Annotated in this window: 13 protein-coding genes; 9 read left to right on the forward strand and 4 right to left on the reverse strand. The window is 44.8% G+C overall.

Features of this window, described 5'->3' with window-relative positions; genetic code table 11:
* Positions 1-8 precede the first annotated feature (8 nt).
* The 5 genes from KFE98_15910 (at position 9) to KFE98_15930 (ending at position 6,136) form a co-directional block, all read left to right on the forward strand.
* Positions 9-485 (forward strand): hypothetical protein, encoded by a 477-nt coding sequence (locus tag KFE98_15910; GenBank protein UTW61483.1) that lies wholly within the window; start codon positions 9-11, stop codon positions 483-485.
* A 353-nt stretch (positions 486-838) separates the two neighbouring features.
* Positions 839-1,498, forward strand: a complete 660-nt coding sequence (locus KFE98_15915; GenBank protein ID UTW61484.1) for a hypothetical protein — start codon at positions 839-841, stop codon at positions 1,496-1,498.
* The gene (locus KFE98_15920) at positions 1,423-2,793 is read left to right on the forward strand and encodes a hypothetical protein (GenBank protein ID UTW61485.1); all 1,371 of its coding nucleotides are present in this window, start codon (positions 1,423-1,425) and stop codon (positions 2,791-2,793) included. The genes KFE98_15915 and KFE98_15920 overlap by 76 nt, the downstream gene beginning before the upstream one ends.
* Positions 2,794-2,867: 74 nt before the next feature.
* On the forward strand, positions 2,868-5,000 hold the full coding sequence (locus KFE98_15925; GenBank protein ID UTW61486.1) for a hypothetical protein: 2,133 nt from the start codon (positions 2,868-2,870) through the stop codon (positions 4,998-5,000).
* Positions 4,976-6,136 carry a hypothetical protein gene (locus KFE98_15930; protein ID UTW61487.1) on the forward strand — a complete coding sequence of 387 codons (1,161 nt, stop codon included), beginning with the start codon at positions 4,976-4,978 and terminating at the stop codon, positions 6,134-6,136. The genes KFE98_15925 and KFE98_15930 overlap by 25 nt, the downstream gene beginning before the upstream one ends.
* Here KFE98_15930 and KFE98_15935 read toward each other — a convergent pair.
* From KFE98_15935 to KFE98_15945, 3 genes are read right to left on the reverse strand one after another with little or no spacing between them, the layout of a single operon-like run.
* Complete coding sequence (locus KFE98_15935; protein ID UTW61488.1) at positions 6,133-6,594, reverse strand: hypothetical protein; 462 nt, start codon at positions 6,592-6,594, stop codon at positions 6,133-6,135. The two genes, KFE98_15930 and KFE98_15935, sit on opposite strands and share 4 nt — an antisense overlap.
* 33 nt (positions 6,595-6,627) lie before the next feature.
* A complete protein-coding gene (locus tag KFE98_15940) occupies positions 6,628-8,028 on the reverse strand; it encodes a Fic family protein (GenBank protein ID UTW61489.1) in 1,401 nt (466 codons plus the stop codon).
* A gap of 38 nt (positions 8,029-8,066) precedes the next feature.
* On the reverse strand, positions 8,067-8,864 hold the full coding sequence (locus tag KFE98_15945) for a tRNA pseudouridine(38-40) synthase TruA (GenBank protein ID UTW61490.1): 798 nt from the start codon (positions 8,862-8,864) through the stop codon (positions 8,067-8,069).
* 162 nt (positions 8,865-9,026) lie between these two features.
* Between KFE98_15945 and KFE98_15950 the strand changes: the two genes are divergently transcribed.
* Both KFE98_15950 and KFE98_15955 read left to right on the forward strand, forming a co-directional pair.
* Positions 9,027-9,962: a T9SS type A sorting domain-containing protein gene (locus KFE98_15950; GenBank protein ID UTW61491.1), complete on the forward strand. Its 936-nt coding sequence runs from the start codon at positions 9,027-9,029 to the stop codon at positions 9,960-9,962.
* Positions 9,962-11,041: a cytochrome-c peroxidase gene (locus tag KFE98_15955; protein UTW61492.1), complete on the forward strand. Its 1,080-nt coding sequence runs from the start codon at positions 9,962-9,964 to the stop codon at positions 11,039-11,041. The genes KFE98_15950 and KFE98_15955 overlap by 1 nt, the downstream gene beginning before the upstream one ends.
* A gap of 7 nt (positions 11,042-11,048) precedes the next feature.
* On the opposite strand, the gene KFE98_15960 is transcribed toward KFE98_15955, so the two are convergent.
* On the reverse strand, positions 11,049-11,510 hold the full coding sequence (locus KFE98_15960; GenBank protein ID UTW61493.1) for a hypothetical protein: 462 nt from the start codon (positions 11,508-11,510) through the stop codon (positions 11,049-11,051).
* Positions 11,511-11,624: 114 nt separating this feature from the next.
* Here KFE98_15960 and KFE98_15965 point away from each other — a divergent pair, with 114 nt between their 5' ends.
* Together KFE98_15965 and KFE98_15970 are read left to right on the forward strand one after the other, a co-directional pair.
* Positions 11,625-11,981: a DUF1801 domain-containing protein gene (locus KFE98_15965; protein ID UTW61494.1), complete on the forward strand. Its 357-nt coding sequence runs from the start codon at positions 11,625-11,627 to the stop codon at positions 11,979-11,981.
* A 266-nt stretch (positions 11,982-12,247) separates the two neighbouring features.
* Positions 12,248-12,913: a DUF1361 domain-containing protein gene (locus KFE98_15970; GenBank protein ID UTW61495.1), complete on the forward strand. Its 666-nt coding sequence runs from the start codon at positions 12,248-12,250 to the stop codon at positions 12,911-12,913.
* Positions 12,914-12,923 lie beyond the last annotated feature (10 nt).

Here is a 12,923-nt window from a genome sequence, read left to right on the forward strand (position 1 = left end):
GCTGTGTGATGAACTACATTGAGGCGGATGCTGGTCAGGACCAAATGGTGGGTTCGGGCACTTCTACCACACTTGAAGCCGATAGCCTCATTGTACCGGTTTCCGGTTTATGGACCATTATTGATGGTACCGGAGGAAGTTTTGCTTACGATACGGCGTTTAACTCGCTGTTCACGGGGACGGCTGATAGCAGCTATTTGCTGGAATGGAGGGTGAGTTTTAATGGAGACACGGCCCGCGATACTGTTCGGATTTCATTTGTAGGTGATAACCGATTCTGGACCGCAGGAAATGATTGGTTGGATACCCGAGATCAAGAGGTTTATGGAACCGTGACCATCGGAAACCAGGTGTGGATGAGTGAAAATCTCCGGTATCGGAATGCTTCCGGGAATGTATTTTACAACGACGACAGTGCGACCTACCGCGATTTTGGAAGACTCTATACCCATAACCAGGCGATCTTAGGGGGAGGGCCACTTTAGAATCTCCAAGTGATGTTCAAGGCCTTTGTCCTACGAGCTGGCATTTACCTTCTCAGGCGGAATGGGATACCCTCTTTACCCATATTCAACCCGGCCATTCCGTTGGAGGAAATTGTACCACCTGTGGTGGGCATTTAAAAGAAGAAGGTACAGAAGTATGGAATACCCCCAACACCTCAGCAACTAATTCCACCGATTTCGGGGCTCAGGGAACCGGGTATTACACTGGAACCTCCTACAGCGGATTAAACACCGTAACCGGATTTTGGTCAGCCAGTTACAGTACAACTAACAACTCTCAGGACGTATATTACTACCTGTCCAGCAACAACGCCCTTGCCATTCGAAGCGCGGTGAGTAGTGGCTCGGTAAAGTATTCCATTCGTTGTGTAAAGGATGAGGTCGAAGCCTATGCCGGTGCCGATCAAATCAACACGACCGATACGTTTACCTTCTTAGCGGCTGATTCGGTTGTTCCACCTGAAGTGGGTAGCTGGTCCATTGCTTCCGGAGGTGGAGGTGTATTTGCCGATATCGAAGATCCGGCCAGTAAGTTTACGGGTAGATCAGACAGTAGTTATTTACTGGTTTGGACGGTCTCCTTTGCTCAGGACACGAGCCGCGATACCGTGAGGGTTGAGTTTACCCCGGCCAATGAAAATTGGCAGCCTGGAAAAGATTGGCTCGATGAGCGGGATAACCAAATGTATAGCACGGTGCTAATCGGAAATCAAACCTGGATGGCCGAAAACCTGAATTTTAACTCCACCGTAGGAAACGATTCTTACTACAACGACGATAGCACTACTTATGCAGAAGACTTTGGTCGACTCTATAACCGTGCCGCCTCGATGAATGGTGGACGTTTGACCAATGCTACACCCAGCGTGGTTCGCGGAATTTGTCCCATTGGCTGGCATTTACCGAGTAGAGGGGAGTGGGATACGCTATTAACGACCATCAATTCTTCGCATTCTCCCGGGGAAGTTGTACAACCTGTGGAGGCGAGTTGAAGGAGGAGTTTACTGAATTTTGGTCAGCTCCAAATACTTCAGCCAGCAACAGTTCAGGGTTTGGAGCTCGTGGCGGTGGTCAATTTAGTGGATCGACCTACTCCAGCATTTATACGTATGCCTACTTCTGGTCGGCAAGCTACAATACTTCAAATACTGGTTTTCAGGTCAGCTATTACGTTCGCCACAATACGGATCAGGTTACTCAGACATCTACCAATTCGTCCACCAGCCGGTATTCCATTCGTTGTGTTAAGAATGTTCCTTTGGCCTATGCTGGAAAGGATCAGCAGATAACCACAGGAACCCTGGCTACCCTGGAAGCTGACTCAGCCGTGACTCCTGAAAAAGGATACTGGACCATTATAGATGGAGGAGGAGGAAGTATAGCCACTCCGGATGACCCTAATTCGTCGCTTTCCGGGACCCGAGATAGCAGTTATACGCTGGTTTGGACGCTCCACTTTGCGGGTGACACCAGCCGTGATACGGTCATCATTGACTTTACCGCTGCGAATGTAGCCTGGTTTCCAGGTGACAGCTGGTTAGACAAACGAGACGGACAACTCTATCAAACCACTAAAATTGGAAATCAAACCTGGTTGGCTCAAAACCTGAATTACAAAAGTGATTTAGGAACCAGCGTCTATTACAACGGCGACAGTGCTACGTACGCCGAAACCTTTGGCCGACTCTACAACAAAACCGCCGTAATGAATGGCGAAAGGACCAGTAACATTGCTCCAAGCACTACTCAGGGAGTTTGCCCGGAAGGGTGGCACTTGCCCAGTACGGCTGAATGGGATACGCTGTTTCTCCGAATAAACTCAGGGCATGCCACTCGAACCAATTGCTCAAATTGTGCTGGGCCATTAAAAGAAACCTTTACCGAATACTGGAATGCGCCCAACTCTGGAGCTACCAACGAATTGAAATTTAACGCTCGGGGAGCCGGACTTTATACCGGAGCATCCTATTCCAGCCTATATGACTACACCTATTTCTGGAGTTCAAGCTACAATACCGGTAACTCGGCCTATCAGGATGCCTATTTCCTTCGATCGGCCAATGCGCAAACGACCTATACTTCTACAAATTCGAACTCCCAAAGATACTCCGTTCGTTGCGTCAAGAATTTGCCCGATGCCTATGCTGGAAAAGATCAGCAGGTAACCAGTGGAACAACTGCCACGCTTGCAGCTGATACAGCCGTTGTTCCCGAAGAAGGAAAATGGACCATCATTGATGGAACAGGGGAAGCCTATCGAACAACACCGATCCCAGAGCAACCCTGACCGGAATTCGCGACAGCTCCTATACCCTGGAGTGGCAATTAAGCTTTGCTGGCGATACAAGCCGTGACACCGTTTTGATTGAATTCATTGAGCCTAACGTAAACTGGACCGCTGGAAAAGGTTGGTTGGATGAACGAGATGGTCAGTTGTATCAAACCGTGAGAATTGGAAACCAAACCTGGATGGCAGAAAACCTGAATTACAACGTACCAGGCAAAACTTCCGATACCTATTACAATGACGATAGCCTTTCTTATGCAGAGAAATTTGGAAGATTATACAACAACTCCACCGTTCTTGATGGAGAGCGTACAACGCAATCTGTCCCCAGTGGAGTACAGGGAATTTGTCCTGTAGGCTGGCACTTGCCTTCGGCCAATGAGTGGGATACCTTATTCAAGCAGATTAAACCTGCTCATTCCGATTTTTCTTCCTGCAGTACTTGTGGGGGAGAATTGAAGGAAGAAACCGTGCTACACTGGGCAGCTCCAAATTCATCGGCGAGTAACAGCACGGGTTTCACAGCCCGAGGCGGAGGGTATTACAGCGGATCGGGGTATACTGGAGTTTATAGCTACGCTTATTTCTGGTCTTCGAGTTATAACCCGTCCAGCACTGGAAATAATGTTTTCTATTACTTATCCAGTTCCAATGATCAGGCTATTTATTCGAGTAGCTCGAGCGGTTCTACTCGGTATTCAGTGCGCTGTATAAAGAACGAGGTAGTGGCCTATGCGGGTGCGGATCAATTGATTCCTGGCCAGAGTTCAACCTTTTTGAATGCAGATTCATTAAACATTCCTTATGAAGGGGTTTGGTCAGCCATTTCAGGAAGTACGGCATTCTTTGGGGATGTAAATGATCCCAAAACCTTGTTTAGCGGCATGCCTGGAGAGGATTATGTATTGGAGTGGAAGGTCTTTTTTGAAAGTGATACAAGCAGAGATACAGTGCTCATCAGTATGTCTGACGCCAATGTGAATTGGACACCAGGTAAAGTTTGGTTGGATACCCGAGATATGGAAACCTATTCAACCGTGGTGATTGGGAATCAAACCTGGATGGCCGAGAATCTCAATTACAACGTTCCGGGTGTAAGCTCCGATGATTATTACAACGGTGATTCTACCAGTTATGCGGAAAAGTTTGGTCGGGTATATAACCAAGGGACAATGATGAATGGAGAACGGATCTCCAACACCGTACCGAGTGGTGTTCAGGGAGTTTGTCCCGTAGCCTGGCACGTTCCTTCACAGGGAGAAATTGACACCCTCTTAACTCACATAAAATCAGGGCACACACCGAAATCTACCTGTACCACTTGTGGGGGAGAGCTAAAAGAAACCACTACAGTTAACTGGGATCCGCCGAATACTTCTGCGAGCAATAGCACTGGATTTACGGCAAGAGGGGCAGGATATTACACGGGTTCGTCCTATGCCGGAGTGTACGATAATATGTATTTCTGGTCCAGCTCATACGATGAATCCAGTACCTCCAATTTTGAGCACTATTATTTGTCCTATAACAGCGATCAGGTCACATCTTCTTCTTCCAGTTCATCGAGTGCCCGCTATTCTATCCGCTGCCTGAAAGATCTTCCAGAAGCCAATGCAGGTGAAGATATCTTTTCGGCAAGTACAAGCACTACCTTGGATGCAACCCTTCCAGATGTGCCTCATAGCGGACAATGGACGGTTATATCTGGCGGTGGAAGCGTGGCAGATGCTACCGATCCTAAAACCTCTTACTTCAGCGGTGGTACAGGCGAACATTACCTCGAATGGAAGACTTTCTTCCAGGGTGATACCAGCCGCGATACGGTTCGTGTGGTGCTCAACAACGATGGAAACAACAATTGGGAACCAGGAGAAACCTGGTATGATGTAAGAGACCAGGAATCCTATAAAACCGTTCAGATTGGAAATCAGGTTTGGATGGCTGAGAACCTAAACTACAACGCGCCATCGGGCGATAGTTACTACAATTCAGATAGCCTCAGTTATGCGGACGACTACGGTAGACTTTATCGGGCGGCTTCTTCTTTGAATGGGGAGCGAATAAGCAACCGGGTGCCGAGTGGGGTTCAAGGAGTTTGTCCGGCAGGGTGGCATTTACCTTCCGTTTATGAGTGGGATACCCTTAATACCCAAATCAATGCAGGGCACTCTGCTTTATCAAGTTGTACCACCTGTGGGGTGAGTTAAAGGAAAAACACACGCTACATTGGCAGCAACCCAATACTTCAGCCAAAAACTCTACCGGTTTCTCAGGTCGGGGAGCGGGATACCATTCAGGTTCCGGATTCACGGGATTGTATCAATACGCCTATTTCTGGTCCACGAGTTACAATCCGAGCAGTATTAGTAATCGGTACTACCATTACCTGAGCTACAACAACGATGACATGACCTATTCAAGCTCGGCTTCTACCACCACTCGGTATTCCATTCGGTGTGTGAAAAACGAAGTAGAGGCCAATGCCGGAAGAGATATTCTGGATCCGTCGGCCAGCACGGTAACCTTAGGAGCCGATTCCGCAGTGGCTCCTCATAAGGGTAATTGGACGGTATTGAGCGGTTCAGGAGGTGCAGTAAGCAATGGTAGTGAAGCCAGATCTACTTTTACTGGAGCTCCAGGAAACAAATACGAATTGGAATGGGCGGTAAGCTATCAAGGAGATACAGCCCGTGATACCGTAGTAGTTAATCTGGCCGCAGCCAATTCCGGATGGGTAGTTGGAGAAGATTGGTTGGATACTCGGGATAAGGATCAGTACGGTACTGTTCAAATTGGAACCCAGATTTGGATGACTGAAAACATGCGGTATTCTACATCCAATGGCTCACAGTATTTCTACAACAACGATAGTGCTTCCTATTTTCAGGACTACGGTCGTCTCTATAATTTCACCGCCATGCTCAATGGAGGTTCAGCAAGTACTGCGGCTCCAAGTGGAGTGCAAGGAGTTTGTCCAACAGGCTGGCACGTACCAAGTGGCGCCGAATGGGATACACTGGCTACGCATTTGGATGCCTCTCATGTAGATGGAGGAAACTGTTCCACCTGTGGTGGAGACCTAAAGGACCATTACACCGTTCACTGGGACCCGCCCAACACGTCAGCGACAAACAGTACTGGATTCACAGCAGTGGGTAATGGACAGCGCAGCTCCTCATCATCGTTTACCGGTATTTACGACAATGCTTATATCTGGTCAGCGAGTTTGTGGCCAAGTTCCTCCAATGGAAGAATATACTACCTGTCTTATAATGACAACCAGTTGCGTACATCCGGTATTTCAACGGCAACGGGTGGAGCCGTGAGATGTGTTAAGGATTAATTCTCCTGGCTTAGGTCCAAAGATGGATTATCGATGGTCAACTGGCGTGAACCTTGAAAAGGACCTATATTGAGAATGTAAAGGTTTCTAAAGCTTGGGTTGAATTCATAAAAGGCATCGGTGGTAATGCTCAGATCTTGAATTTCGTCAAAAGGAGCCGGTGCTCTCAAATACATCACCAACTTGGTTCCCTGCATGTGGTAGTTGTTCAATTCAAAATCCAATTCCATACCGTTCACTGAAAACGATGATCGACTGCCCAAATACAAGGTCGTGCATTCAGCTGTTTCTGCCTGGATGTCGCACTCATTGATTTGAAACTGGATCAGTTCCGTCCTATGAATCATGAATTTAAGCTCGATTTCATTTCCCTTAAGCTGGAATTCATACTGAGCCATTTGGGCTTGAGAGACAAAAGGAAAAACCAAAAGACTGAGGGCAAATACAAGTGTTTTCATGCAGGTAGATTTATTGGTGAGAAGGAGTGATTTTTAATTTGAAGTTTTTATCCGTTCTATGATAAAAGATGTGATGGATTCTGATAGTTTATCTAATTCGCTGTGATACGGAGAGTTGCCATATTTATAATCCTTGGAGAATTTAAAGTTCGTTGCCCCATCATGAAATTTGGATACTAATTCTCCACTCCTAATAGAATATTTGGAGTCCAAAAACTCCAGTTCAAATTTGATCATGATGTCTACTTTTTCATGAGAAGTTTTAAGAGATAGGAGTTTTTGAATCCACACAACTTTATTTATATCAACTTCCTCCAAATCAATATCAAATATGGTATATCGATCGACGGGAACTTCACGTCCCACATAATTGGTCAGCCAATTTGCGGTCCCAGGTATAAATTTTTTTTCTTTAATTAAATTATTGTCAACATATATATCGATGCTCGATTCGGCAAAGAAATCATCAAATTTTTTCAAGGTTTCGGTTAGTGGAGTCCAAACTTCATTTTCGGTTTGTGTGAATGTCTCAAAAATAATTTTTGGTGTTCTGTGAATTATAGGAGAGCTGAGTTTGTTTCTTCTTAAGACTTCAATTTCTTTATCTAGATCACCCTTTTCATTTATATTCTTACCGTCTGAAGCCTTTAAGCAAAGGTTTAAAGACCACATCATTTCTTTTGCAACGTAATTGACGATTGAGTCGTCATCTCCGCTGTCGCTTTTACGCAGGGCAACGAGATAGTTTTCTTTGTCAGATGATTTAATTATCACGGGTGGAAAGCCGCTACTATAGAATACATAGTTCATTATTAATCTTGCGACTCTACCATTTCCATCATCAAACGGATGAATTTCAAGGAATTTATGATGGAAAAGAGCTCCCAATTCAATCGGATGTAGTTGATCTCTATTTGTTTTGAACCAATTGAGCAGATCTCCCATCCGCATCGCCGTTTCTTCTGGTGATATGTAGTTTCTTATTTCCCCATTTCGCATTTTTACACCATTGGGTTTGGTCTTATATTCTCCAGGTTTTATTGTTATGTTCGTTTCTATTCCATCAGGACCGATAGAAGGTTTTATAAAAGGTCTGACTAAAAGTATTCTATTAAGCTCTTTAATGAACTTTTCTGTCAACGGCTCCTCTTTTCGCGTTGCCAAAAGATTAACTTGAGATAACGCCAAATCATGAGCCTTCATTTCCTCAACATCTTTAAATCGTAAGTCTCCTGAAGAGATGTCGGAATAAAGCAGCAATTCGGTCTGATGGTAGGTTAGTGTATTTCCTTCAATGTGATTGGAATTATAGTTAAATTCTAAGTTGAATTTCCGATCTAATCGGTTTTTAACTTCAGATTCCAACGGTTGTTTGCTTTCCAATTTGGATTTAAGAGAATTGATTTTTTCCAAATTCTCAGGTTTATTATTCATAATGAATTTGACATAAATGTTCCGTAGGTAGACGCAAGTTAAGGCTTTTGGATAAATTCAATGAGGTAAGTTTTCCAAAGAATCAAACCCGAGGCAGGGGCGATGGTTTTAAAAGGTTGGGAACGTTTGTTTTCAAGACTATCCGCCAAATCGTTCAGCGAAATATGTCCTTTGCCTAACTCCAGTAATTGGCCCATCATAAGCCTTACCTGATTGCGCATAAATCCGGATGACTCCAACTGAAAGGCAAATACTTCAGAAGGGAAAAAGGAAGACTGGTAAAAGCGGTTAGGAATGATATCGCTTTGGCTTACCGTTCTAACAAGCTCCGTTTTTTCATTGGGTTTAGTTACGTAATTCTGGAAATTGTGCGTCCCCTTAAAGAGTTTGGCTCCGGCCTTCATTTGATCCAAATCCAATTCATCGGGAATCATGGTGACCAGAGAGGCAGAGAAGGGGTGTCCCTTGCAATGGGGAGCAAACAGGTAAAGGTATTCCTTGGTTTTAGCCGATTGAATGACGTTAAAATCCGGGCTAACCTCTTGTAATTCCATGGCTTCAATATCCGTTGGGAAGTTTAGGTTGAGCAGGTCTAAAAACTCGTTGAGGTTGTCCAGAGCATCATCCAGGTAGAGCGCCACATAAAAAGATTCAGCTGATACCCGGGCATCCGTTCGGCTTGATCCCAGGGTCTTAAAGGAATCATGTTGTAGAACAAAGGCCACCGTTTTATCCACCATGCTATGCACGGTTTTTAATCCCGTTTGTTTGCTCCATCCGTGAAACCGAAATCCCAGAAAGCGGATATGAATGAGGTATTGGAAGTTCTTTTTCAAGAACGCAAATATCGATCATTATCTCCGTCCGCGAAATAGTGGGAGGTACCCAACCCCTGTGCTGCGCTGGTTGTGAAATAGATAAGACCTAATTAATCATTCCTGTTAATCCTTAAATTGTCTTCTATAGGAAACTTTTACCTCACTTAAACCAAATAGCCCATGAAGTCCTTAGTCAACACCCTCATTTTGGTACTGGCTGTATCCTTTACCTCCTATGCTCAATCCACAAACTGGTGGCATGAATACGTCGCTTATTTTGATGGAACAGATACTTCAGAGTTTTCGCTTATACCTGAGTTCGACACTACCAACCATTCTAATGTTTGGATGATTGGAAAACCCTCCAAAAGGAAATTCAACCAGGCTTCTTCCGCACCCGGAGCCCTAATGACCGACACGCTAAATCCTTATCCGCCCAATGATTCGTCCAGGGTTTGGTTTAATCTTCCCCATGTTCAGTACATTTCCAGGGGGTATATTGCCTTTCAGTGGAGTCAACAATTACATTTTCGACCTGGATTCGATGGCGGAGTGGTGGAGTTTTCTTTAGATGATGGTCTTACCTGGCAAAATCCTCATAACAACCCATTGGTCGCAAATTTTTTTGGGTTTGATACCAATAATGTAGCTGTTCTTCCCAATGGAAAAACAGGCTTTACGGATGAAGATTTTCAATGGAGAAATATCTGGCTCTGCTTTGAGCCTGATTTTATTATGGGCACAGAACCCAAGGTGAGGTTTACCTGCTATTCGGATACAGTCGCTACAGCCTATGAGGGCTGGATGATTGACAATGTAATGTTTCATGTAACCCAGGTGCATACGGTTACCGAAGTAGAACAGAAAGAATATTTGAAAGTATATCCCAATCCGGCCAGTGGTAAGGTACATATCCAGGCCAAGCAATTGGATAACTTCCATATCATTGAGCACTTGCGGGTAACCGATTCACAAGGTCGGGTAGTGGAGGATAGCAAACATTTGCCCACCAAGTATTGGGTCGATCTTTCCGGTCAGCCTGAGGGTGAATACTACTTTCACATTCGAACCAATAAGGCCAGTGATGTGGTTAAAGTGGTTCACGTTAATGAATAATGCTGGGCATTCTAAAATATAGAATTGCCGTAATCCTGATTTTGGGAATGGTTCTGGGCATAGCCTGGACCTTACCCCAGCGGGTTAATCCCTACTGTTTTCCGGAGTTGGAATTTTTTCCGGAAATGCCGCATTCTTCTATCAATCCGGTGACCGAGGAAGGGGTGGAACTGGGCAGGTACTTGTTTTACGATCCCATTTTGAGTCGGGATAAAACCTTTTCCTGTGGCTCTTGTCACCGGCAGGAAGTGGCTTTTTCGGATGCTCCAAACGCTTTAAGCAAGGGAATTGACGGAGAGCTCATGAAACGAAATACTCCGCCCTTGTTCAATTTGGCCTGGCATCCTGGCTTGTTTTGGGATGGTCGGGCAGAAAGTCTCGAATCCCAGGTTTGGGAACCGGTCAGATCGCATGCTGAAATGGATTTGGATTGGTCCACTGCAGCGGAACGAATCCAGGCCAGTTCATTTTACCGCCCACTTTTTGTACAGGCCTTTGGAAATCGCCCGATTGATAGTGTGACTATTGCTTTAGCCATTGCCCAGTTTGAGCGCACTCTATTGTCCAATAATTCCAAGTATGACCGGGTGCTAAGAGGTGAGGATCACTTTACTCAAGACGAGATTGAAGGCTTTTTAAATGTAAATGACCAATCCATGGGCAATTGTTTACACTGCCACGTTACCGATCGCCATGCCCTGGGCACCACGGCAGAATTCACCAACAACGGATTAATACCAGGTGAAGTAGCCTCCGACTACACCGACCCGGGAAGATTCACCGTGACCGGCGATACAACGGATTTAGGAAAGTTCAAGATTCCCACTTTGCGAAACATCATGGTAACCGCTCCCTATATGCACGACGGCCGATTTAAGACCATGCGGGAAGTACTCGATTTTTACAGCGAAGATGTTCACTCCACCTCCCATACCGATCCCAAAATGGTTGATGCGCACCGTGGTGGCCGCCATTTTACGGAAGAGGAGAAGGATCAGATTATAGCGTTTTTAAATACGCTGACCGATGAGCAATTGTTGACCAATCCGGCTTTTTCGGATCCTTTTGAAAAAAGGTGAGGTTAATTCAAGAGTATTTTTTCGCCCAGTAAGTCTCAAGGTCTTTTACCGTTTTTAATACCTGGCCATCTATATGGTAGGTAGCCAATCCTCCTTCTAAGCCTTCCTTCATCATGTTATATTGGGATTGTAAGTTTTCTTCTTCCGTTGAGGTTTCTACGGATTTGATTGAATCTTTAAACTCTATGCACAATTCTCTCCAGATATGGGCATCATCTGAAATGGAAGTATACACAATTATCGGAAGTTCCATTTTCCATTTTGAGAAAGCTACGATGTCTTTAAACATGATTCTCTTCTCTTCAATTGTGAATTTTTCATGCGGATATATTTCATCGAGATAAATTCTACGACCATTCCCCCAAGTAGACCAGATTTCAAATTCTTTTCCTTTGAATTTGTACAGGATGCCTTCACCTCTGAAGCCATATTGAATATGCGGAAATTTGTTTTTGCCGAAAAGTCCCATGGATAGTTATCTGGTAAAAGTTCGATTTTGGATATTGAAATGTACGATTTCTGTATCTCCTTTTCCGACATTACCCCACCCAACTTCCCTACCTTTAACTCCAAATCCATTCCTATGAACACAAATCCCAAAGTAGACGAGTACCTGGAAAAGAAAGCCCACCCCATGGACGCAGAAATCCGCCGGGTTCGTGAAATCATCCTGGCCACCCATCCAGCTATGGAAGAAACCATCAAGTGGAGTAGTCCCACCTTCATGTACAAGGGCAATATGGCTTCCTTCTTTATGAATGCCAAGAAGTTTGTAAGCCTCATGTTTCACAAGGGAGCAGTGCTGCCCAATGCCGCTGGATTGCTGAGCGGTGATGGAAAGGAAGGACGAGTAGCCCGTTTTGAAAGCCTGGAGGATATTGAGAATAAAAAGGCTGCACTCGAATCAGTGGTAAAAGAATGGATGGACTATGTAGGGTGAGGGGCGAGATGCGAGAAACGAGAAGCGGGAAACGAGAAGCGAGATTATCTTCGTTGAACGCTACGCTCAAAGTTGAAGATTACCTAAGTGATCGCTACGCTCAAAGTTGAAGATTCAAGATTGAATTCCCCTCGACTCTCGGGCTCACACTCAAACTCTGACACTAGGTTTTATTAAGTAAAAAGAACTTAAAAGCTCAGGGGGTGTTTAGGTACAGATGGGCCAAGCTTTTTACATTCGAAGCAACCTGAAATCCGTTCCTAACCATGTTTGCTTTTCTTCAAAAACACACCCGATCCTCCGAATACTTAATGCTGGGTGGACTTACCCTTTTTTGCATTGCCTGCTCGCTCTTTCGTTATTTTTATTCGGATACCCGGGTATTCATTTTCCTCAATTGGAATTTGTTCCTCGCCATCATTCCCTGGATGCTAAGTACACTTATGGTTATCAAACCCGAGTTGCAACGTTTCAAACGGATAACCTTACTTATCATGGTAGTCTGGCTACTTTTCTTTCCCAATGCACCTTACATCCTTACCGATCTTTTTCATTTACGCTTAAGATCGTCCATGCCCGTTTGGTTTGATCTTATCCTGATTTTATCCTTCGCCTGGACGGGGTTGATGTACGGTTTGTTAAGCCTCTGGGACATTGAACAAATGCTACGAAAGCAGATCAATAAAAAATGGGTAAGTGGAATTCCAGTGGTATTGTTGTTTCTCTCCGCCTTTGGTATCTACCTGGGCCGTTACCTGCGCTGGAATAGCTGGGACGTACTTAGGGAGCCTATTGGGCTTATCTATGATGTTGGGCATCGATTTGCTTATCCTTTCGATCATCCGAGGACTTGGGGTATGACTTTGCTCATGGGGGCATTTTTGAATTTGATTTACTTCTCTTTTCGAGTAATGAAGTCCCGAACGGCTTAATTTTAGCATC

It is taken from the genome of bacterium SCSIO 12741 (assembly GCA_024398055.1).
Classification (GTDB): domain Bacteria; phylum Bacteroidota; class Bacteroidia; order Flavobacteriales_G; family Salibacteraceae; genus SCSIO-12741.

Bases quoted from the DNA above. Each gene is read 5' to 3' on its own strand.
- KFE98_15965 (UTW61494.1), top strand. From the start codon at position 11,625: ATGAACACAAATCCCAAAGTAGACGAGTACCTGGAAAAGAAAGCCCAC.
- KFE98_15935 (UTW61488.1), bottom strand. From the start codon at position 6,594: ATGAAAACACTTGTATTTGCCCTCAGTCTTTTGGTTTTTCCTTTTGTC.
- KFE98_15910 (UTW61483.1), top strand. From the start codon at position 9: ATGAACTACATTGAGGCGGATGCTGGTCAGGACCAAATGGTGGGTTCG.
- KFE98_15955 (UTW61492.1), top strand. From the start codon at position 9,962: ATGCTGGGCATTCTAAAATATAGAATTGCCGTAATCCTGATTTTGGGA.
- KFE98_15960 (UTW61493.1), bottom strand. From the start codon at position 11,510: ATGGGACTTTTCGGCAAAAACAAATTTCCGCATATTCAATATGGCTTC.
- KFE98_15950 (UTW61491.1), top strand. From the start codon at position 9,027: ATGAAGTCCTTAGTCAACACCCTCATTTTGGTACTGGCTGTATCCTTT.
- KFE98_15970 (UTW61495.1), top strand. From the start codon at position 12,248: ATGTTTGCTTTTCTTCAAAAACACACCCGATCCTCCGAATACTTAATG.
- KFE98_15940 (UTW61489.1), bottom strand. From the start codon at position 8,028: ATGAATAATAAACCTGAGAATTTGGAAAAAATCAATTCTCTTAAATCC.